The following is a 21,960-nucleotide window of genomic DNA, read 5'->3' on the forward strand; positions in this document are numbered from 1 at the left end:
GTAGCTCATAAGTGCTTCGTCTCTTGGTCGGGAGAAGCGCCGACTCTACCAGCTGGCCCTTCAACTACCAATTGCACTTATTATCCGAAACCGCCTTTTATAACGGTTGGAAAAATAACAAACTATGCTATTTTTACGATGCAACATCTCACGATCACCAGGAGTCATAAATGGCCGTTAAGAAAAAAACCGCGAAGAAGACAGCTGCCAGGAAGGCACCGGCAAAAGCCGCTGCTCCTGCTAAACTGAAATCCATCGGGAAAAAGCAGACCAAGCTGCAGATCATGCAGGCTATCGCTGAAGATACTGGCCTCACCCGCAAACAGGTCGGAGAGGTTTTCAACTCTCTTGGCGACCTGATCCAGCGCCACATGCAGCGCAGGGGTTCTGGTGAGTTCGCCATTCCGGAGATCGGCGTAAAGATCCGCCGCGACAAAAAGTCAGCCCGCAAGGCACGTATGGGACGCAACCCTACCACTGGCGAAACCATCAAGATTGCAGCCAAGCCGGCTACTACCGTAGTCAAGGTAACTGTACTTAAAGCCCTCAAAGACACCCTGGGCTAAAACGCAGGTTGTTTACGGCATAAAAAACGGCGCCCCTGGCGCCGTTTTTTATTGTTCCCCCCAACCCTCAATACTGCCGTAGCGTCAGGCTTCCATCACGCTGGACGAGCTCAAGTTTTTTAAGGAAGCTCATCCCCAACAGCACTTCGTCGTCGCCCAACAACGTTGGCAGAATACTGGCCCTTACGCCCTCAACACTTATGCTTCCAAGGCTGACACGATCAAGAACCGTCCTCCAGGACATCACGTTGCCATTGGCAGTACGGCTCGTAAAAGCCGGACCGCGCTTCAATCCAATGCGATCAGCCAATACCTGGGGAATTGCAACGTCCGTAGCCCCCGTATCCAGCAGAAATACAACGGGAACACCGTTTATGCGACCGCTGGCGACATAGTGCCCCGCCCTGTTCCTCTCCAGCACTACTTCGCGAACACCTTGCTCATCCACAATGACTTCAATATCACTGTTAGGGTTGACTGCCCGCTCGAGCTGGTCCTGGAACAGCAATGTAAGCAGTCCGATCAGCAAGACCCACCCACCAATCATCATTCCCTTGCCAAGACGACGGGCACCCTCTTTATTTCCTACACCACTCATATTCACTTAACCGCCCACATAAACGTGGATGACACGATATAAAAGACCCCTGGCATACAAAGTAAAGCTGTTACTAAACGGGCTTACCATGCTAGACACCCTGGAGAAAAACGATCTCTCATTGTGACAACAAAAAAGGGCCGGAGATCCGGCCCTCTTCATAAAATACCAGGTAACCGATTACCTGTAACGGGGCCAGCTTCTGTAGCCAGGCGTTTGTGACCTGAAATATTGCCTGTAGTAGGCTAATGCACTGTTACCGTTTGCCTCCACGTCAAACACCTTCCAGCCATCGCTGCTGCGATAGAAGCGGAATTTCATGCGGGCGGGATAGCGGCCAGGATTCTGAATCGAAACATTGACAGAAACAACTCCTCCCCGACCCCTTCGGGTAGTCGGCATGGTGTAGTTCTGGCCTGAAAAACCTTTCAACTTTTTCGCCAGCGTCCCCAGAAAATTCTGTTTCAATTTAGACGCCATCTTCCCACGCTGCTTCTCGTTCATCTGATGCCAACGGGGCCCGCTGCTCCAGCGCGCCATGTAGTCGAAATCAAAATAGGGGGCGATTTCAGTATTAAGGAAAGCGGCGAGTTGCTTTGGATTAGGACGCTGCTTTCCACCGACAAACTTCATCAATTTCTTCAAACCCTGCTGCAGGATCGCAGAGGGTGCAGGCGCCTGCGCCTGGCGAGCCATTCCAGGCCCATATCCATAACGACCCGGCTGGGACTGTACCGTACCCGCCGAAAAAACCAATACGCTCAACAAAGCCACTGACCAGAAACGCATACTCCCTCCTCCATTTATTTATTATGCTGGAATACAGCTAAGCTGTTTCCCAACAAAACACACACTCGCCGGATTTACAAGATAAATCCGGTGAGTGTGTTTAATTGGAATCAGAGTTCATCCCACAGTTCGTCGAAATCCAGGTCTTCCCCCTTCAGCTGTACTCAGAGGAGGCGCTTCAACCACGATCTCCTCGGCTTCCACCTCCTCGACAATCGCGTCGCTGACCGCCATCTCGTCAAAAGAGACCTGAACAAATGAAGCCGAACCGTCGAGCATCTTGTTCAGATTGATTTTATGCTCCTTGTTTCCATAGATGAGCGTGATCTTGTCATCTTCCGCTGAAAAGAACGGCTCCGTAATCAACGACTGGCTACCCGCCTGGGAACTCTGCAGTAACCCTGGAATGATCTCCATATCACCCGAGGCACGTTGACGATTGACGCCAACCGGTACCGTATCGCCCTGAAACAGCTCCACGCCAAAATCAATGGTATCTCCACCCTCGGACATCAACCACCGGATGACCCCCAGATGCAGATCTCCCAAGAGGCCACTGATCCGTTTTTGAACGGCGACCAGGTCCCCCACATGCACTGAAGTTCGGCCTGAACCAAACCATCCGAGGTGGAAGCCGTTCTGGCTCTCGTCGATTATCCAGCAGTCCCTGGCTGGCTCACCTTCTATCTCATCGCCTCTGTCGAACACTTCAACCGGTTTCTCCAACTCTTCCTGGGCCGCACGCTCTGAAAAACCGGTCAAATGACCCGCACCCTCCACTACGTGCTCATCGAACTCAGGATGTCTCGGTACCGGCTCCTCCTCTCCCTCACCAGCAAAGGCGTTCACCCCATAACCGCCAGAAACAACCTCGTTCAGATCTGATCCGCCCATCACTGCGTAAACGTTTTCCAGGCCACTGTAGAGGATCACATCGCCAGTGGACTCGGTCCGGTCAGTTGCCCGCTTCGCACCGATACCCCAAGTGAGCATCAGCCTGGCCAACAGATCCGAGGATACAGAATCCCTGACACTCATTGGGCGATTGGAGCCAACCGGAACGGCCGATGAATTGACACGCTCCAGTTCCTCGGCGAGGAATTCCGCCAATCCCTGGGTGTCAAGAATCCAGCCTCGCTCCACTTGCTCATCACTACCCAGCCCCTTGTAGCGAGGCGCTTCATCCGCCTTGCTGTCAACCAGAAAGAGCCCGGTATCGCCATCTGCCTTGCCAAGCTCTATCAGGTTGCTCTTGGGTGCCCAGCGTTGCAAAGCAAAATAGACCCGCTCAACTTCGCCCTGCAGCATCCGGTAGGGTCCGGAGAGCGAAAGCAGCAGGATCTGCTTATAGAGCGAGGTTGCAGTCTGCAGGTCTCCCACTCTGGGATCTTCGTTTTCCAGGGGTTTCTCGTGTAGATTGTGATCGGCAGCATAGCTGTAGAGACCATGGGTCTCATGCCACAGCCACTTTGGCGCGGGCTGATAGAGTTGAAAGGAACGCAACAGCATCTGCCCGAGAAAGTAGATGACCTTGTGTATTGCCTCTGCCCGTCCGCCCTTGTGAAGCACCCTGCCGGCCAGGGACTCGTGATGAAACTGGTTCAACGCCAGCTTGTAGGCCTGTACAACCAGGGTACACAGCGCTGTCACGAGTTCCGCGGCGGTTTTGTTGCGCTTGCTCAATGGCGGTGGCTCACGCAGATAATGCTCAGCCAGCGTCTGAAGCACAAACTGAAGCGGCTGGTCCATTAGCGCCAGCATTCGCATACGCTCTGTTGGTGCGATTTCAGTACTGTTCATCTGCTTGAGCTTGGCATAAAGCTCTTTTGCAGTCTGGCCCACATTACCTGTTGGCAACCCCTGCACCCAGTCCTCAAATGACTTGATTGTAAAGCTATCGTCCCCCGGAGCAGGTGGCTCGCAATTGGGCAATAAAAAAGGATTGCTGGATTTTGTCACGCCAAACTCCTTTCTATGCTGACACTGACTCCACTCTCGACTGCAGGCACCGAAATATCGGGCAGCCATCAAAAATCAGTTCAATTATTATGTTTATCCTCACCATCCTATCAGCGTTCCCTGGAATACAGCATCAGAATGCTCTTTCAGTCCCGCATCGACAGGAATGGGTATAAAAACCAGTATTCCCCAAACTCAGTATAGACGCTCATCCCTGGTTTATGATGCTGCTGGGTAAAACAATTCCGGTTTCGCTACTGAAACGACATATGCCACCAACTTCGTATATACCGCCTCTACGGTTTTATCGGAAATTCCGGTCACATTTCAGCTCGTCTAAATTGCGGCAGACAAAATACGAGTATCTTACCGAGTTCTTATATAGCGACTGATTTATGTCCCCAATCCATGCTTCCCGACCTGCGGCCTATAAATCTACCGGCGCCGTAATATGAGCCTTCTTTGAAGGGCATTTCTTTGCCTGAAACCAGGGAACACGATACGCCACCATGGGTTCGCTGCCCGAAGACTCACCCCGCCGGAGCCAGTATCAGCGATTTTTACAAATAAAATCAATCATATGAATATTGATAAAGACAAACTTAATCTGCTGTACTACCCTGCACTACGAACTAATAAATACATTCAGGATAAGGAGTTGCATGGACATCATTACTGGCGATATTGGTGGCACCAATGCCCGTTTGGCCCTTTGCCGGATCGGTGCTAATGACATAGAGATTGTCACACAGACCACTTATCCCAGCGGGGAATACGCCTCACTCGAAAAGATAGTAAAAACTTTCAGTGAAAACCTCGAAAGTGAGCCGGATGCCGCCTGCTTCGGCCTTCCCTGCCCCATCACCGGCGGTGTATGCAACACCACCAACCTGCCATGGAAAATCAGCCAGAAGCGACTGCAAAACACCCTCGGAGGAACCGAAACGCACCTGATCAACGACCTCGAGGCCCTGGCCTGGGGTATTGGCGGACTGAGCCAAAGTGACTTCCTGACCCTGCAGGAGGGAAATGGCGACGGTGCCGGCAACGCCATGGTTATCGCAGCTGGAACCGGACTAGGCCAGGCAGGTCTCTACTGGGACGGCGATGTGCATCTCCCATTTGCCACGGAAGGCGGGCATTGCGATTTCGCCCCTGCCGACGAATTGCAGATTGAGTTATTGCGGTTTGCACAGAGAAAGCATCAGCATGTCAGCTGGGAGCGCCTTGTATCCGGCCCTGGACTGGCGACCATCTACGACTTCATGCTCGAGTATCGGGATGTTCCGGCCCCCGATTGGTTCGAGGAGCTCAAAGAGGGCGACGATGTCGCTGAAATTGTCTCTACAAAGGCGATCCAGGAGGTGGACGATCTCTACACCGAGGCAGTCGGCCTCTTTATCAGGCTGCTTGGGACGGAAGCCGGTAACCAGGCGCTTAAAATGAAAGCGACTGGCGGCGTATTCATAGGCGGCGGGATCGCACCAAAAATGCTCGACTGGATACAGATGCCGTTCTTCATGGAAGCCTTCCTGAGCAAGGGCCGCATGCGGCCACTCCTCGAACAGATGCCTGTACATGTAATCACAACCAACAACACCGCTTTACTGGGAGCGGCTATCTATCAACAAAGCATCTGATCAAACAAAACCTGAGAGTTCACAGAAAGTTCACTGCAAAACGAGTTTCTTGCTATTTCAAATCAGCGAAAGATCTATTACCTGCATGCGTTATCTCGACCAAACTGACCAGAAGAAGGCAACTTTCAATCGCCATGCTTAGGAAATCTGACTAACATTTTGTCTGCCCACAAAACCCAAGGAAACCCTCCGTTTTGCCTGCTTCCTGAAGATCAGATATGGTGCGCAAAATTGATCTTCATTCGAGAACCCCGATGACCGAAAACCGAACCCCGCCAGGCGCCCTGCTACTGATAGCCCCGCCTGCCCTCACTGCCCGTCGGTGCTGGACTCCCTTGGTCGATTGTTAAAGGAGGGCAAGCTAGGACGACTGGAGGTCATCAACCTGGGAGAACATCCCGAGGTTGCCGAGGAACTGGGGGTGCGTTCTGTCCCTTGGACCCGCATCGGCACGTTTGAAATCGCCGGCAACCACACTTATGGCGAACTGAAGAAATGGGCAGATAATGCCCAAAGCGGTGAAGGGACGACCGCCTACTACCAGCACCTGCTTGAGAACCAGCAGCTCGAACAGGTGATTGCACAGATCAGAGAACGGCCAGGCACCCTGGTCAATCTTGTGGTTCTGCTCGCTTCCCTGGCCCCCCCATGGCAGTCCGCATCGGAATCGGTGCCGTGCTGGAGGATTTTGCTGGTACAGAACTACTGGAAACCATCGTCCCGGAATTGATAAGACTCACCCGAGCTGAAGAGCCCCAGATACGCGCCGACGCCTGCCACTATCTCAGCCTCACTGAAAACAGCGAAGCGCTCAATGCAATCCGCCCCCTGTTAGCAGACGAGGACCCCGAAGTGCGTGAAATCGCCATGGAATCCATCGCCATCCTCGAAGCAGTTTAAAATTTGGCGTAGAGAATATCGCGCTTTTGTAAGCAAAAAGAGAAGATCAGGCACCCCAAGAATACATTGCACCCCTCAAAGATCCCTGTGATCGTGAAATCCACGGGGTTAAAATCCTCTGAATAGTTGCCAAACCAAGGAAATCAACCATGGCCCAATTGCCCGATCGGCATCAGCAGATCATTACCATACATGCCGCTTTCATCAACCAGGTGGTGCAGTTCAGCCAGAGCGAGGCCGACCGCCTCCACTATGAACAGTTGCTCAAGAGCGCAGAGGAGAACGGATGGGCCGGCCTTGTCAGCGCCATTCGCCAAATCGTCGCCGGCCAGCGGGACATGAGCGCCATCAAGGGACTGGACGAAGAGGACCAGGTGATCGCCAAGGCGATCATGCGCGGTCTGCATAATCCCGCCACCCTGCCCGACCCCAACGCCAAGCCGGATCCGACTATGGCTGTACCCGGAATGGCCGGGATGATCCAGGCGGCAGCCAGTGGAAACGTGGAAGCCCTGACACTCATCTCCAACATGGCAGAACAGATGAGCAAGGCCGGCGGACCCATGGCCAGGTTGGCCTCGTTGATCCGCCCCCTGATCAACGGTGAACGGGATCTGGACAAACTCTGCAAGGGAATGAACACCCAGACCGAGCAACTGGTCCTGGGAATCCTCGATGAACTGGCCAAGACCGATGTTCACTAGGGCAAGGCTTTTTCTGATTCTTGGTGCACTGAACGGCTTCCTGGCCGTCGCCCTGGGTGCCTTCGGAGCACATGCCATTCGTGGCCAGGTGAGCGACTATCACTACGATGTATTCCAGACCGCGGTGCAGTACCAGGTGCTGCATGCATTGGCTCTGTTAGTGGTTGGCCTGCTGGCTTTTCATTTCCCGTCACCCTGGCTTAAACGTGCTGCATGGCTTTTTTTGGTGGAATTGTGCTGTTCTCCGGAAGCCTCTATCTCTTGGCCACTGTGGGTTCACGCACCCTGGGTATCATCACCCCCATCGGCGGCCTCGCCTTCCTGATGGGATGGGCCAGCCTGCTCATGGCCCTATGGCGAATGGACAGGGAATGACCGATTTCACCCCCTTTATCAACCGGCTGAAAAAAAACACCCGGCATATCAGCAAGTGGGCGAGGCGGCGCGGAATCAGCTGTTATCGGCTCTATGATCGGGATATCCCCGAGTTTCCGCTGGCAGTGGACTGGTATGAAGGGCGGGTGCATCTCCAGGAGTTCGCAAAGCAGAGCAGGTCATTCAGTGAGCAGGCCAACGAACTGGCCACAGCCATCGCAGACGCCCTGGACATCTCAGCCGAAAATATCGTTTTCAAGACAAGGGAGCGCCAACGGGGTCTATCCCAGTACGAAAAGAGTGACGAGCAAAGCGACGATTTCGTGGTGCAGGAAGACGGGCTAAGATTTCTGGTCAACCTGCAACGCTACCTGGATACCGGACTGTTTCTGGACCACCGACAGACCCGCGCCATGGTGAGGGAACTGGCCAGGGACAAGCGCTTTCTCAACCTCTTCGCCTATACCGGAAGCTTCACGGTCTACGCTGCCGCCGGCAGCGCGACGACATCGGTCACAGTCGATCTATCCAACACCTATCAGGATTGGTCGAAGCGAAACTTCGAACTCAATGCAATGGATCTCGATCTGCACCGACTGGTCCGTGAAGATGTATTCGGCTTTTTGGAGAAAGCGGCTTCAAAAAAGGAGAGATTCGACCTGATCGTAATGGACCCGCCCAGCTTCTCCAATTCCAAGAAAATGAAAGAAGTGCTGGACGTGCAGCGTGACCACCTGCGACTTATCAGAGGCTGCCTGGAAATTCTCAATCCCAAGGGAGAACTCTTCTTCTCGAACAACCTGAAGCGATTCAGGCTCGATCCAGAAATTGAGCAATTTGCGAATATCGAAGACATCTCCACGCAGACACAGCCTGAAGACTTCAAGCGACATAAACCCCACCACTGCTGGCGGATCAGTCATAAATGAACGAGACACTTGCCCTCTGGACACTTTTCTCCAGCAGTTTTCTCGCCTCCACCCTCTTGCCCGGTGGTTCCGAAGCAGTATTGGGATATACCGCAATTGAATCGACTGCATCCCTGCTCACCCTATGGAGCACGGCAACTGCCGGAAACACCCTTGGCGGCCTTACCAGCTGGGCTATTGGCTGGTGGCTGTTACGCCGCTTCCCGGACCGTGGACTGCATAAACCTGAACATCAGAAGGCACAACATCGGATTCAGCGATACGGTAGCCCACTCCTGCTACTCTCATGGTTGCCGGTGGTCGGCGATCCTCTCTGCCTGGCCGCAGGATGGAGCGGTATCCGATTGCTCCCAGCAGCACTGTTTATCGTCATCGGAAAAGGTTTACGTTATGGGATACTGCTCGCCCTACTCCCCCAGTAGTGGGGAGCAGGGTAGCATGTTCACCTTATAATCAAGCAGGCTGTAATTTTCCCTGGTCACATCCATACCTGTGATGCCATGGGTTGCAGGCGCGCGTCGTTTCCATACCACTTTTGCAGGTAATTTATCGCTTTTAGGTCCCGCACTGCATTGGGTTTCAATGCAATGGACAGGCTGTCAATTGTATTCTCCGTACCATCAGCCACATCTTCATTGACAGCACAAAGCGCATAGGTGTGACCGACATCAGAGGTGGTCATAACCTGAACAGTTTTTCTGATTACAACATCCTCCACCCTATGATTTACCAGTCTGTTTTTTGTGGAGAGTTCAGCCCACCCATTGAAAATTGACGCCAACTGAAACGTTTTTCGAAGTTGAACCGTTGACACATCCGATATGTTCTCGGGATAGACCACATCCACAAGTTGGTCCGGCTCAGCTCCAGCCAATGCCGCGCATCGCTCTCCAACTGCCATCATTCTGAACTCCGTCAAATCCAGAATCATGCTGTTGCTGGACGAAAGCGTAACAAGTTCATAGAGCAACCCGGGGTCGATTCTGGTAATGCCACACAGCAGCCATATCCGATCAATCATGCACTGTTCAGATATGGCACGGGCACTCTTCTCCGACATCTTCCCAGTCTTCAACCATTTGTATACCGCTTGTTCAGATGCCTCCGCATAACGCGAAACCTGCCGATAGGTGAGTCCGTCGCGTTTCATTATGAAGCGTAGCCTTTCTTGAAGTGTATTCATCCGTTTCGTCTTCCCTGCCAAGTTTCAACCGAGATAGCCCAAGGTCCATGCTGACCTGTTGTTTTGGGCGATTTAGAGCTGATCTAAACATGATATTTTCTCGAGTTGATTTGCAGCGGATAGGTACTTAATTCCTTGTAAGAAGTTCAGAATACACACACTAGGCTCTAATCCTACGTCACACGTAAGTGACGCTACATTACCAGGCCGTGTTTAAATGCATAGTAGGTGAGCTCCGCATTATTCTTGACATGCAGCTTTTCAAGTATGCGGCTGCGGTAAGTACTGATTGTCTTGACACTAAGAGAGAGACTTTCTGCAATTTCGCCTACTGTCTCGCCTGAAGCAATACGACAAAAAACTTGATATTCGCGGTTGGATAATGATTCATGAAGACTCTGCTCACTGTCACCCAGAAGCTGTTCGTTCAATAACTCACCCACTTCAGGACTTATATATTTGCGGCCTTCGGCAATCATACGAATTGCCATTACCAGTTGTTCTGGCGCGCTCTCTTTGGTCATGTAACCCGAAGCACCACTCTTCAGCAGGCGTATGGCGTATTGCTCAGGCGGATAGATACTCAAAATCAGAACAGGCAATTTCTTGTTTTCAGCACGCACCCGGTTCAAGGCTTCAATCCCGGCCATACCCGGCATGGCGATGTCCAACAGCAGCACATCCCAATGGCCTTCGCGAAGTTTCTTAATTACCTCATGCCCATCCGCCGCCTCGCCAGCAACCACCAGATCATCCGTATAATCTAGAATGGCTTTCAATCCCTGGCGAACGATAGCGTGATCGTCAGCTATCAAAACATGTATTTTTTTCATTCCGGTGCGTCTCTTAGGGGCAGCGATATTCTAATAACCGTGCCAATACCCTTAAATCCCCGAATTCTGAATTCTCCATCCAGTGTTGCTATTCGTTCAGACATAACCCTGACGCCATGTGATTGAAAATGATTGACATCTTCTTCAGAGATACCAATCCCGTTATCTCTGATCAATACGCGCATAAAACCGGCTTGCTGTTTTATGATGACATCCACTCGCCCCGCATTGGCATGGCGCAGCACATTGGTCAATGCTTCCTGAATGACTCGAAATACAGCGATCTTTACCAAGGAATCAGAAATCTCGTACTTAAGATCTATCCTGAGATTGCATGGAATACCGCTTCGCTTCTCAAATTCCGAGGCATGCCATTCGATTGCAGGTTGCAGCCCCAAGTCGTCCAGAATAGTCGGTCGCAGCTCGGTAACGATCCGGCGAATTGACGCAATGGCTGAATCCAGCAGTACATCCATGGACCGGGTCTTCTCTACAACAAACGCTTGCTTGTGTCCGACAGATTTACGAATCCAGGATGCGTCTAATTTAAGCGCTGTCAGTGCCCCCCCCAGTTCATCGTGAATCTCACGCGCAAGTCGGGATTTCTCTTCTTCGGTTATGGTTTGCAGATGGTTCGAAAGTGCCCGCAAGTGCTTCTCACTTTTAGACAGTGCCTCGGTACGCGCCCGCCCCCGCTCTTCCAGTCGCTCGTTTGCAATATCCAACTCCCGATTGGTCTGCTCAAGGGTGGCAAACATTTTATTGAAGCCTAGAGTCAACTGCCCAAACTCATCCCTTGAATCCCAGGAAATTCGGCGGGAAAGATTCTTATCTGCAGATACCCCGATCACAGCCGAGGTTAACAACCCTAAAGGTTTGGTAAAGTACCGGGTGATCACCAGCATCATGGCAATACCCCAGATGCACCATATCAGCGTGGCAGGCACTAACCATTCAAACATGGAAGCGAATCGCCCCTCCATCTCAACTTCAGGCAAGAATGCAATGACGGACCATCCACTTTCCCCGACAACAGATCTTGCTCCATAGCCAGGCTCGCCTGACACCCTCAACTGTTCAGGAAAATGCGTTTTGCCTGTCAAGGACCGGTGCCAATAGACCTCGACATTCCCTCCTTTTCCCTTTTCTGCAAAGTCACGCCCCGGCTTGTGATGCAATACTGGGACATCACCCGCATCAAGCAACAATAGGCTTGCGCCCTCAGGAAGCGGCACGCCATTCAACAACGTGATTATTTCACTCAAGGGCTTGACTGCCACCAGGGTTCCCAGATCATTGTCAAACATATCCACATGTCTGCAGGCGCCCACGAAGACCGGCCCATCCAGCCCATCCCAGTTATCCCGCAAACCAAACCAGACTTTATTCGGTGTGTTATTAGCCTGTTGAAAAACCCTCACATCCGAGAAGTTTCTGAAAACAGTGACCGGCTGCCCCTTCGCCACACCTACAGTCTCCAAACCATGGAAATTCAATAAAGACAGGGCTACGAATTGCTGACTCCCTGCAAACATCCGCTCCAACTCATCTGCTGCAAGTGTAGCTTTGTACTTCACAAGTTCGGGACTATTGGCCAGCGCACTGAGTTGGTGAGCGGAGAGACTGTAAACCGTGTTCATGCTGGCAGCTGCCCCCAACGCAGCCAGCTTCAGTTGGCGTGCCTCGTCGGCATAGATGTTCTTGGATTCATGTTCGTAATAGACATACACGAACAAGAAGGCAACACCTAATATCATCGCAGCCTGGTAGGTCACAAGACGAGTGCCAATAGAGTGACGCAGGGATATTCCAGTCTTTTCACTCACTGGGAATCCCCACCTGTCGAAGCTTCATGGTGGCACACAGCTGCGGAATACATATCTGCACCTGGAGCGACAAAAAGGTACTTGAATTCTCGGTCAAAAACTGCGACTCAGCTATGAGAGATACCAGCAAAAGCGAACTAATCCCGTTGCTGATATTAGGCGAAGACATTGACAACCCCTTTGTAACAAGCCCGTTGGACATGCAATAGCATAGCCTGATCACGACCGTAATAGTAATAATTTTCCCATTCAGGGATATTCAGAAGTATCCGGCTAACCACCTATATTAACCCACCAGCACTATCTGCGGTGCCATGCACATGATGCTCACACCCTGGATGCCCGGAACACCACCCAGTACATCCTGGTTACCACATCCATTGGAAATAATCTGCAAATCCAATGGTAACAGCTATTGCACTACGCGGATTTTCACGGGATAACACTGGGTGGAATACTTCCCCGGCGGAACCGGTCCCTTACTGAATCAGTGAGGACATTTTTCAAATAACAGTACAACAACGGTTAGACATTCCCAGAGGCCAACACTATGGAATTAGCACTCCCCGCCATCGTCGCATTCATCGCCTTGGCATCGATCATGCTCGCACCCAAGGCACGAGGTGAAGGCGCCTTTTTCAAGGGGCTGTCACCTGCCGGCCACCAACCACGTCTGCTGACCCTGACCTTTTCCCAGGTCACCACCTGGATATTTGCCAGATCACTGATGAACGCGGCCATTCTTGGGTTCTATTACGGCATCTGGGGCACCCTGGCATGCGCTGCCTATTACCTCTCTTTCCTTACCGGCGGCAGGATCATCGACAGCCTTCGCTTCCAACATGGCTACGACAGTGTTCAGGCCTTTCTCTCTGACCGGTTCGGGCGCTGGGGAACGCGCTGCTACAACTTCGTTATAGGCATCCGGTTAGTCAGTGAAGTGTTCGCCAACCTGCTGGTCATCGGTATCCTCTTCGGTGCCGCTGGCAGCGAAGCCTATACCCTGGCAGTTGTCGGACTCGCAGCAATCACTCTTTTCTACTCGATGCTGGCGGCCTCCACGCCTCACTGCGCACAGATTTCTTTCAGATGCTGATCTTCATGCTGGTACTGACGCTGCTAATCGCTCTCGCATTCGGCGGTGGTCATTTCAGTTTCGACACGCTCCTGTTCAAGCCATTTGACATCTCACAACCCGGACCGATGCTGATGCTGGTCGCCTTTCTCCAGATCTGGAGCTACCCGATGCATGACCCGGTTATGATGGATCGAGGCTTCCTGTCCGATCGCGAAACCACGCGCAGAAGCTTCCTGCATGCCGCATGGATCAGCGCACTCTGCATCACCCTGTTCGGCAGTCTCGGCGTAATCGCCGGTGCCAACGCAGAAGCAGGCGAGGCAATGAATGCCGTACTCACGCGTCTGCTCGGGGATTTGCCCATGCTGCTGTTCAATGCAGCCCTGGTAATCTCCGCCATGTCCACGCTGGACAGCACCCTCTCCAGCTCAAGCAAGCTTGTCGCATCGGACATGGGCGTCATCGACGCCAGCCTGCGCAACGGTCGACTCACCATGGCCCTCTTCATGCTCGCCGGCTTGGCGCTGGTATTTGTTGGAAACAAGGACCTGTTCAGCGCGGTTGCGGTCAGCGGCACAGCCTCTCTCTACCTGGCGCCGGTGATCTTCTTCTCCCTCTGGGGCAGACGAACCGAAATTCCGGTTTGGAGCTATCTCGCCAGCCTCCTGCTCGCAATAAGCGGAGCTGCGCTCTATTTCACCGAGTCAGCGGGACATACCCAATGGTTGGGTGATATCCACAAGTACACCAAGCTGCTCTATATCTCCATTACGGTAATGGGTGTCGGCTGCCTGTTCTTCTGGGTCGGCGAAAAGGCATCCGGCCGCAACGCCGAAACCGCAACTTCCACGGCCTGATGATGGACCTGGGCCAATTCGAAGAGCCCCTGCTGCTGTTTGGAGGACCCTACAGCAACCTGCAGGCAACCCAGGCGCTGCACATGGAAACCGATCGACTGGGTATCCCGCCCGAACGTGTGATCTGCAATGGCGATATTGTTGCCTACTGTGCGCAGCCCGAGGAGACAGTGGATTTTGTCCGCGACTGGGGCATTCATGTTGTGGCGGGAAATTACAAAACCTCCCTTGCCGCGGGCAGCCCTGACTGCGGCTGCGGCTTTGAAGCCGGCACAGCCTGCGCCCTGCTCTCAGACAACTGGTACCCCTTCGCCAATGCCGCCATAAGCGATGAAAACCGAAACTGGATGCAGGGACTACCCCATGCCATCCGGTTCGGCCTCAACAGTTTCAAATTCCACGTAATCCACGGCACACCCAGCGCAATCAACCGTTTTGTCTTTGCCTCGACACCCAGGCAAGAGAAACAGGCTGAGCTTGAGACAGCCCGTACCGACGTGATCATCGGTGGCCACTGCGGCATACCCTTTGGTGAACGACTGGGCAACGGCTACTGGCTCAACACGGGTGTTATCGGTATGCCGGCCAACGATGCCACCAGGGAAGGATGGTACCTTCTGATTGCAGGAGAGCGTCACGGCATCCGGGCCAGCTGGCATCGCCTGGGCTATGACAACCAACAGGCATATAGCGCCATGACCGAGGCCGGAATGAACAACGGTTATGCCGATGCCCTTCAGAGCGGCCTCTGGCCGAGCATGGACGTACTGCCTGAAAGTGAACGGACATTAAGGGGAAAACCCATATCTCTGGATGACATGATACTTGAACGGGATTGAAGCAAAGGACGTCAATCTCGGTTATCCCCTGTTTATCCGCGCACGCAAAAGGGGTGTTAATCTGCAGGCATGAAAAACCGATTGCTCATCATCGAGGATGACGCCGGACTCAACCAGATGCTCCAGTTCCATTTCGAGGATCTGGGTTTTGATGTAACCGGTGTCAGCAACTGCAGCGAGGGCATGCTGCAGCTGAATGAAAACGCCTTCGACCTGCTGCTTCTTGATCAGCAGCTGCCAGATGGAAACGGTCTCGACCTGCTGACAGAGATCTGCCAGAAGACACCGGGGCAGGCGGTGATCATGATGACTGGACAACATGACCTGGAACTGGCGATCCAGGCAATCAAGGCAGGCGCTGCTGACTTCATCCACAAGCCGATCAGGACCGAAGCGCTGCAGCACGTCGTTGAAAGGGTGCTGGAGAACAAGCGCCTCTCGAGGCAAGTTGAAGCATTGCAGCAAGAGACGCCGGATGACCTGGAACAACGGGAACTGATCGGCCGCAGCGATGCGATGCTGAAGGTCAGTAAAGAGATCGCCCTCAGCGCCGCCAGTGACGCCACGGTCCTGATCACAGGCGAGTCCGGCACAGGCAAGGAGGTGGTTGCGCGCCTGATACACATGCACTCAGGCAAAAGCGGTCCTTTCACCCCCGTCAACTGTGCCGCCATCGTGGACACACTCCTTGAGAGTGAACTGTTTGGCCATGAAAAGGGGGCCTTCACCGGGGCAGAAGCACGCAAACCCGGCAAGTTCGAACTGGCCCAGGACGGCACCATTTTCCTTGATGAAATCGGCGAACTGGCTCAGCCACTCCAGGCCAAACTGCTGCGCGCCCTCCAGGAACAGATGTTCGAACGGGTGGGGGGTACCCAGCAGATAAGGAGCAACGCCCGGGTCATCGCCGCCACCAACAGGGACCTGTTTGCCGAGGTGAACGCCGGCAACTTCCGCGAGGATCTCGCCTACCGACTGAAGGTGATATCCATTCACCTTCCCTCCCTGCGTGAACGAAAAGAGGACATTCCACTGCTGGCAAAGGCACTGGTGGAAAAGATCGCCCGAAAGATCCACAAACCACCATTGAAACTCACAGATGAAGCTATCCATGTACTTCAAAGCTACAACTGGCCAGGCAATGTCCGTGAGATGGAGAATATCCTTACCCAGGCCCTGGTCCACGCCAGGGGGAGCCTGATCACCCCCGATCTGCTGCAACTGGATGCAGCCGGCCCCATGGCAGCGGCATCCCCCACTTCGGCCGCTAACCCAAACCAGGCCCAAAAAAGCCTGGACCAGGTGGAAGCCGAGCACATCCAGCTTGTTCTCGATCACACCGGTGGACACAAGGGAAAAACCTGCGATGTCCTCGGAATATCCAGGCCCGCCCTGGACCGCAAAATCAAGAAGTACAACCTACGCCTGCCCTGATGGCAGCGCATATCTTGGCCTTTTAATCATTCGTTAAATGTAATGTTTCGTTATAACGAAACGTTACATCACTCAAACATAAAATTCGATTGATTTAATATAAATCAATAGGTTACAAAGATGGCACGGCTCCTGCTCTATCTCAGCATTCACAAACAACAGAGAGATTAAGAAATGAGCAGCCTTGCCCTGAACGCCGACAACTTCAACGACATCACCGTTTCCACAAAGACCGGAAATGAACGCTTTTACAACCAGCTCGTCTCGGCCTACTCCAACGACCTGCATCGCTACGCTTATTGGCTCTCAGGAGACAAGCATACGGCTGAGGACCTGGTACAGGAGACACTGCTCAGGGCCTGGAAATCACTGAACCGACTCCAGGACCGAAAAGCGGCGAAGGGCTGGCTGATGACCATCCTGAGACGGGAAAACGCCCGTCGTTTCGAGCGCAAGCAGTTGCAGCAATCTGACATACCACTGGAAGAGCTGAGCGCGGCCGAGACAACCTACGATACCTCTACCGAGGCCTTTGTTCTGCGCCGCGCCATGGATGAACTGCCCGACGAGTACCGGGAGCCCCTGGTGAAGCAAATTATCGGCGGATACTCCCAGAAAGAGATCGCCTCCCAACTCGGGATCACCTCAGCCGGCGTCGGTACCCGGCTGTTCCGCGCACGCCAGAAGCTGCGTGACATGCTGGCAGCCTGAATCGAGAGACAGCCCGAGGACAATCTGCCCCTGGCACAGCTGCTGACCCTGGAGTTCGAAGAGATGGGGTATGAAGTGACGCTCTCTGAGAGTTGCGAAGAGGCCCTGGCATATTCCCATGGAATACGATTCGATTTGGCACTGCTTGACTACAATCTGCCGGACGGGCTAGGCACCGAACTGATGACAGAACTTCAGCGAATGCAGCCCCATCTGAAGATCATCATCAGCAGTGCCGACCCCTCTGTTGAGCGCATCAGCAACAATCTTGGTGCCCTCGCCTTCATCCGCAAGCCGGCAGGAGCCCGGACACTGAACAGCCGATTCATAAGGGCGCTAAACCCCAGGGCCTGTTAACAGATCCTAACGCAATACCAAGCGCTGATCCTGGGGATACCAAGTACCGACCCTGGAGCGACCGAAAGGACTGTCCTTTCCAAGACCTGAAATACGCACCCGCAAGAATCGGTATTCATCATTGTTTCTCAGGCGCTTGATCCTGCTTTCGGCGTTACGATAAGACGCCTTGAGTTCTCTGCGCTCATATCGACTCAACCGGCCATCAGCCATGTAATCCTGGTATCTCTTTTTGAGGCGCTTCTGCTGCTTGCGCAACCTCTGGACCTCGCGCTGGGTCAGTTCACCCACCTTGGCACCCTCGCGAATCTCCATTTTCTGATGGTTGGCGAGATTCTTGAAATGTCCGTGATGAGCATATTTACCGGCCGAAACAGGCTGTGACAGGCCAACCGCGGCCAGGGTAATCATTGCAACTGCGATAATGCGTTTCATAATCTTCGCTCCTTTCCATTGATCGTGGAGACAGATTACGCCTGCGCAGATGAATGAAGGCTGAATAGGATACAGGTCCAGTCTTAAAAGCAGATCAGAGTAACCACTGCAACCACAGCGGCAGCGTCAACAGGGAGAGTACCGTGGATAGCGTAACCGCACCGGCATAGAGGGCGGGATCGAGTCTATAGCGGTCACACAGCACCACGCCAAGCACCATGGAGGGCATGGCAGCCTCCAATGTGATAGCGGCCACCAGCCTCGGCTCAAGGCCGCCGACCGTGGCGATCCCCAAAGCCAGCAATGGCATGGCCAGCAGTTGAATCACCAGTACCGGCCAGAGCAACAGCATCTGCCGGGATTTGAGGGTATCCCAGCGCAATCCCATACCCAGTGCGATCAGCATAAGCGGAGCGACCGAGGGGGCGATCTTCTCGAGAAAACCCTCAATCCATGCCGGGATGGGAACCCCCGCCAGGTTGAGAATCACACCGGCAATCGCTGCCCACAGCGGAGGCACCTTAAGTAGTGCCACGAAGGGATGTTCATCCTGCTCACCCTGTTCGCCGTAGTGCCTGGCAAGCATCACACTCACTGTCAGCAGCAATGGTGTACAGGCAAACAGGTCATAATGAATGGCCACACTTCGGGCCCAGGTTACCCAGGGTCTGCTCCAGCACCGGCAGACCCATGTAGGTGGCGTTGGGCCAGGCCGCGGCAAGCACCAGGGTTCCGGTTATCTTGTGCGAGACACCCCGACGCTGGTAGATAAAACCACTCACACCGATAGCTGCCAACACGCAGATTGCTGCAATGGCTGCAATCCAGATACTGGAGGTGCCCAGGGGCGCCCGCCAGAGTACCAACAACACCAGTGCCGGCAACAACAGGATAAACACCAAGCCGGTAATCGCCTGCCGGGTCTGGTCCGCTTCCAGCCCCATGGGGCTCATCAACCGCCAGAGCACACCGCAGGCAATCAGTGCCGCCATCTGTCCCAGTACACTCAGCATGTTCGATACCGCCTAATCTCTACTTACGCCAGTAAGCAGGCGTCAATAGAACAAGAAGAGTAAAAATCTCCAGGCGCCCCAGCAGCATGGCAAAGCAGAGTATCCACTTGGCCGAGTCATTGATGCTGGCGTAGTTGGTCCCCACCGACGCCAGTCCGGGTCCCAGGTTGTTGATGGAAGCGGCCACGGCAGAGAACGAGGTCATCAGGTCCAGCCCGGTCATCGCCAGACCCAGATACATGAAGGTGAAGCTGGCCACATAAAGCGCAAAGAAACCCCACACCGCTTCCACCACGCGCCGGCTGATGGTCTTCTCTCCCACCCGGATCGGAATCTGGGCGGAAGGGTGGATCAGGCGCGTGATCTCCCGCAACCCCTGCTTGATCAGGAGCAGGGACCGGATCACCTTGATGCCGCCACCGGTGGAGCCCGCACAACCGCCGATAAAACTGGAGAAGAGCAGGACGATGGCGATAAAACCCGGCCAGACCGAGTAATCAGCGGTGGTGAAACCGGCCGTGGTACCGATTGAGACAGCCTGAAAAATGCCCTTGGTGAATGCCTCGTTCCAGTTGCCATAAGCTCCCATTGCGTAAAGGCTGATGCTCACCACCAGGGAGACCAGCACCAGGATGGTCAGGTAGAAGCGGAACTCGCTGTCCTGCAGATAGACACCCGGGGAGCGGCGCCTGAAGGCGATAAAGTGGAGTGCAAAGTTGGCCCCGGAAATCAGCAGGAAGACCACCGCGATCACCTCGATCAGGGTGCTGTCGAAATAACCCATACTGGCGTCATGGGTTGAGAAACCGCCAATGGCAATCGTGGAAAATGCGTGACCGATGGCATCGAACAGGCTCATCCCGGCAACCCAGTAAGCCAATGCACAAGCCAGGGTAAGACTGAGATAGATAAACCAGAGGGCCTTTGCGGTCTCGGTTATACGAGGCGTCAGCTTGGAGTCCTTCATCGGACCCGGGGTCTCTGCCCGATAGAGCTGCATACCACCGATACCCAGCATCGGGAGCACCGCAACTGCCAATACGATGATACCCATACCGCCCAGCCACTGGAGCTGCTGACGGTAGTAGAGAATGGAGCGTGGCAGATCGTCCAGCCCGACGATAACCGTGGCGCCGGTGGTAGTCAGCCCGGAGATGGATTCGAACACCGAATCGGTGAGCGACAGGTGCGGATGTTCTGCCAGGGTGAACGGCAGCGAACCTGCCAAGCCCAGCACGCTCCAGAACAGCACCACCACCATGAAGCCGTCACGCAGTCGCAGTTCCCGCTTTTGATCCTTTACCAGGATCCAGGAAACAGCGCCGATCATCAACAGGAGGACGAAGGCGATCATGAAAGCTGAAACAGCCCCATCGCCATACCAGAGGGAGACCAGCACAGGCGGAAGCATGGTCAGACTGAAGAGCATCAGCAGCACACCGAGGATGCGTTGTACGGCACTGAATTGCATCTACCCCTACCGCCTTGCCTTCAAGTTATTTGAGTCTGTTATTGTCGCTGCTTCATGCCGCATGAGGGTCATCAACTCACAGAAAGGTAACACCGACCTGGAAGAGGCGCTCCACTTCCGGTATCTGCCGTTTATCCGCAAGGAACAGGATCACGTGATCCTCCGACTTGATCACCGTATCGTGGTGGGCGATGAGCACCTCGTCACCCCGAACGATCGCCCCGATATTGGTACCCTTGGGCAGATCAATCTGTTCAATGGTTCGACCCACCACCTTGGATGAATTCATGTCACCGTGTGCTACCGCCTCAATCGCCTCAGCGGCACCGCGGCGCAGGGAGTGCACCATCACCACATCACCCCGCCGCACATGGGTGAGGAGACTCCCTATGGTTGCCTGTTGCGGTGAAATAGCGATATCGATGGGACCACTCTCGACCATGTCGACATAGACCGCACGGTTGATCAGCGCCATTACTTTTTTCGCCCCCAGCCGCTTGGCCAGCATGGCTGAGAGGATATTGGCCTCGTCGTCGTTGGTCACGGCGCAGAAGACATCGGTGTTTTCGATGTTCTCCTCCAACAGCAGGTCTTCATCAGCCACGTCACCATGCAGAACGATGGTCTTCGGCAGGTCCTCAGCCACCTTTTGGGCTCGCTTCTTGTCCAGCTCGATCAGTTTCACCTGGTAGTCACGCTCCAGTGCACCGGCCAACCGCTTGCCGACATTTCCGGCACCGGCGAACATCAAGCGCTTGGAGGGTTTATCCAGTTTCCGCATCTCGCTCATCACGGCACGTATGTGTTTCGTGGCAGCGACAAAGAAAACCTCGTCATCCGCCTCGATCACCGTATCCCCTTCCGGTTTGATAGCACGACCCTGGCGGTAGATTGCGGCCACCCTGGCCTCCACATGGGGCATGTGATCGTAGAGGGTGCGCAACTCGTTGCCCACCAGCGGCCCGCCATGGTACGCCCGCACCGCCACCAGCCGCACACGCCCGCCGGCGAAGTCCAGTACCTGCAGTGCGCCCGGGTTTTCCACCAGCCGCATGATGTAGTCGGTGACCAGCTGCTCCGGGCTGATCAACACATCGATAGGCAGAGAATCCTGGGAAAAGAGCTGTGGGAACTTGGTGTAGCCCTGGGCCCGCACCCTGGCAATCTTGGTCGGTGTGCGGAACAGGGTATAGGCGACCTGGCAGGCGACCATGTTGATTTCATCACTGTTGGTCACAGCGAGGATCATATCAGCATCCTCGGCGCCCGCTCTCAGCAAAACCTCCGGCTGGGCAGCATGCCCCTGCACCGTGCTCAGATCCAGCCTGTCCTGCAGGGCATGCAACAGCTCGGGATTCTGGTCCACCACGGTGATGTCATTGGCCTCGGATGCGAGGTTGTTCGCCACGGAAATTCCGACCTGGCCGGCGCCTAGAATGATGATTTTCATTTTTCTTTTGTGG

At 54.0% G+C, this 21,960-nt stretch carries 22 protein-coding genes and 2 pseudogenes; 14 read left to right on the top strand and 10 right to left on the bottom strand.

The features are described 5' to 3' along the window. Window positions 1-170 precede the first annotated feature (170 nt). Complete coding sequence (locus BOW53_RS01905) at window positions 171-566, top strand: HU family DNA-binding protein (protein WP_078485837.1); 396 nt, start codon at window positions 171-173, stop codon at window positions 564-566. 67 nt (window positions 567-633) lie between these two features. On the opposite strand, the gene BOW53_RS01910 is transcribed toward BOW53_RS01905, so the two are convergent. The 3 genes from BOW53_RS01910 to BOW53_RS01920 form a co-directional block, all read right to left on the bottom strand. Then, window positions 634-1,164 (bottom strand): retropepsin-like aspartic protease family protein, encoded by a 531-nt coding sequence (locus BOW53_RS01910; protein WP_245831958.1) that lies wholly within the window; start codon window positions 1,162-1,164, stop codon window positions 634-636. Between the two features lie 180 nt (window positions 1,165-1,344). After that, on the bottom strand, window positions 1,345-1,809 hold the full coding sequence (locus BOW53_RS01915; RefSeq protein WP_172838729.1) for an MlaC/ttg2D family ABC transporter substrate-binding protein: 465 nt from the start codon (window positions 1,807-1,809) through the stop codon (window positions 1,345-1,347). 261 nt (window positions 1,810-2,070) lie between these two features. Then, window positions 2,071-3,912: a hypothetical protein gene (locus BOW53_RS01920; RefSeq protein ID WP_135606960.1), complete on the bottom strand. Its 1,842-nt coding sequence runs from the start codon at window positions 3,910-3,912 to the stop codon at window positions 2,071-2,073. A 662-nt stretch (window positions 3,913-4,574) separates the two neighbouring features. Here BOW53_RS01920 and glk point away from each other — a divergent pair. From glk to BOW53_RS01955, 7 genes and pseudogenes are all read left to right on the top strand, one after another. Next, window positions 4,575-5,552: a glucokinase gene (gene glk / locus BOW53_RS01925; protein ID WP_078485841.1), complete on the top strand. Its 978-nt coding sequence runs from the start codon at window positions 4,575-4,577 to the stop codon at window positions 5,550-5,552. Between the two features lie 322 nt (window positions 5,553-5,874). After that, window positions 5,875-6,282 carry a thioredoxin domain-containing protein gene (locus BOW53_RS01930; RefSeq protein ID WP_135606961.1) on the top strand — a complete coding sequence of 136 codons (408 nt, stop codon included), beginning with the start codon at window positions 5,875-5,877 and terminating at the stop codon, window positions 6,280-6,282. Continuing rightward, window positions 6,279-6,452 carry a HEAT repeat domain-containing protein gene (locus tag BOW53_RS01935; protein WP_172838730.1) on the top strand — a complete coding sequence of 58 codons (174 nt, stop codon included), beginning with the start codon at window positions 6,279-6,281 and terminating at the stop codon, window positions 6,450-6,452. Before BOW53_RS01930 ends, BOW53_RS01935 begins: the two co-directional genes overlap by 4 nt. Window positions 6,453-6,601: 149 nt before the next feature. Then, entirely contained in the window at window positions 6,602-7,156 is a 555-nt protein-coding gene (locus tag BOW53_RS01940; RefSeq protein WP_078485844.1) for a hypothetical protein, read from the top strand. Next, window positions 7,146-7,531, top strand: a pseudogene (locus BOW53_RS01945) (DUF423 domain-containing protein). The gene BOW53_RS01940 and the pseudogene BOW53_RS01945 overlap by 11 nt, the downstream one beginning before the upstream one ends. After that, entirely contained in the window at window positions 7,528-8,460 is a 933-nt protein-coding gene (locus BOW53_RS01950; RefSeq protein WP_078485845.1) for a class I SAM-dependent methyltransferase, read from the top strand. The pseudogene BOW53_RS01945 and the gene BOW53_RS01950 overlap by 4 nt, the downstream one beginning before the upstream one ends. Then, complete coding sequence (locus BOW53_RS01955) at window positions 8,457-8,882, top strand: YqaA family protein (RefSeq protein ID WP_078485846.1); 426 nt, start codon at window positions 8,457-8,459, stop codon at window positions 8,880-8,882. Before BOW53_RS01950 ends, BOW53_RS01955 begins: the two co-directional genes overlap by 4 nt. 56 nt (window positions 8,883-8,938) lie before the next feature. Here the strand turns inward: BOW53_RS01955 and BOW53_RS01960 are convergent, their stop codons facing one another. The 3 genes from BOW53_RS01960 to BOW53_RS01970 all read right to left on the bottom strand — a co-directional run bounded on the left by BOW53_RS01960 (window position 8,939) and on the right by BOW53_RS01970 (window position 12,302). Further along, window positions 8,939-9,643, bottom strand: a complete 705-nt coding sequence (locus BOW53_RS01960; protein ID WP_078485847.1) for a hypothetical protein — start codon at window positions 9,641-9,643, stop codon at window positions 8,939-8,941. 194 nt (window positions 9,644-9,837) lie between these two features. Further along, window positions 9,838-10,476 (bottom strand): response regulator, encoded by a 639-nt coding sequence (locus tag BOW53_RS01965; protein WP_078485848.1) that lies wholly within the window; start codon window positions 10,474-10,476, stop codon window positions 9,838-9,840. Then, window positions 10,473-12,302 carry a sensor histidine kinase gene (locus BOW53_RS01970; protein ID WP_135606962.1) on the bottom strand — a complete coding sequence of 610 codons (1,830 nt, stop codon included), beginning with the start codon at window positions 12,300-12,302 and terminating at the stop codon, window positions 10,473-10,475. The genes BOW53_RS01965 and BOW53_RS01970 overlap by 4 nt, the downstream gene beginning before the upstream one ends. Window positions 12,303-12,852: 550 nt before the next feature. On the opposite strand from BOW53_RS01970, the gene BOW53_RS13645 reads away from it, so the two are divergent. The 6 genes from BOW53_RS13645 to BOW53_RS01995 all read left to right on the top strand — a co-directional run bounded on the left by BOW53_RS13645 (window position 12,853) and on the right by BOW53_RS01995 (window position 17,578). Then, window positions 12,853-13,398: a hypothetical protein gene (locus BOW53_RS13645; protein WP_342748389.1), complete on the top strand. Its 546-nt coding sequence runs from the start codon at window positions 12,853-12,855 to the stop codon at window positions 13,396-13,398. Beyond that, window positions 13,392-14,237 (top strand): hypothetical protein, encoded by an 846-nt coding sequence (locus tag BOW53_RS13650; RefSeq protein ID WP_342748390.1) that lies wholly within the window; start codon window positions 13,392-13,394, stop codon window positions 14,235-14,237. The genes BOW53_RS13645 and BOW53_RS13650 overlap by 7 nt, the downstream gene beginning before the upstream one ends. Then, window positions 14,237-15,076 carry a metallophosphoesterase family protein gene (locus BOW53_RS01980; protein ID WP_245831960.1) on the top strand — a complete coding sequence of 280 codons (840 nt, stop codon included), beginning with the start codon at window positions 14,237-14,239 and terminating at the stop codon, window positions 15,074-15,076. Before BOW53_RS13650 ends, BOW53_RS01980 begins: the two co-directional genes overlap by 1 nt. 69 nt (window positions 15,077-15,145) lie before the next feature. Beyond that, window positions 15,146-16,510, top strand: coding sequence for a sigma-54-dependent transcriptional regulator (locus BOW53_RS01985; protein ID WP_078485850.1), 1,365 nt, complete (start codon window positions 15,146-15,148; stop codon window positions 16,508-16,510). 174 nt (window positions 16,511-16,684) lie between these two features. After that, window positions 16,685-17,221 (top strand): sigma-70 family RNA polymerase sigma factor, encoded by a 537-nt coding sequence (locus tag BOW53_RS01990; protein ID WP_078485851.1) that lies wholly within the window; start codon window positions 16,685-16,687, stop codon window positions 17,219-17,221. Between the two features lie 24 nt (window positions 17,222-17,245). Continuing rightward, window positions 17,246-17,578, top strand: coding sequence for a response regulator (locus BOW53_RS01995; RefSeq protein WP_281254010.1), 333 nt, complete (start codon window positions 17,246-17,248; stop codon window positions 17,576-17,578). Between the two features lie 6 nt (window positions 17,579-17,584). Here the strand turns inward: BOW53_RS01995 and BOW53_RS02000 are convergent, their stop codons facing one another. From BOW53_RS02000 to trkA, 4 genes and pseudogenes are all read right to left on the bottom strand, one after another. Continuing rightward, the gene (locus BOW53_RS02000; protein WP_078485853.1) at window positions 17,585-18,013 is read right to left on the bottom strand and encodes a hypothetical protein; all 429 of its coding nucleotides are present in this window, start codon (window positions 18,011-18,013) and stop codon (window positions 17,585-17,587) included. Window positions 18,014-18,107: 94 nt separating this feature from the next. Continuing rightward, a pseudogene (locus tag BOW53_RS02005) lies at window positions 18,108-19,026 on the bottom strand (AEC family transporter). A gap of 19 nt (window positions 19,027-19,045) precedes the next feature. Continuing rightward, on the bottom strand, window positions 19,046-20,497 hold the full coding sequence (locus BOW53_RS02010) for a TrkH family potassium uptake protein (protein WP_078485854.1): 1,452 nt from the start codon (window positions 20,495-20,497) through the stop codon (window positions 19,046-19,048). Between the two features lie 76 nt (window positions 20,498-20,573). Beyond that, window positions 20,574-21,947 carry a Trk system potassium transporter TrkA gene (gene trkA, locus BOW53_RS02015; protein WP_078485855.1) on the bottom strand — a complete coding sequence of 458 codons (1,374 nt, stop codon included), beginning with the start codon at window positions 21,945-21,947 and terminating at the stop codon, window positions 20,574-20,576. Window positions 21,948-21,960 lie beyond the last annotated feature (13 nt).

Origin of the sequence: Solemya velesiana gill symbiont (genome assembly GCF_002020805.1) — a bacterium.
In the GTDB taxonomy this organism is placed as follows: Bacteria; Pseudomonadota; Gammaproteobacteria; order Chromatiales; family Chromatiaceae; genus Sedimenticola_A.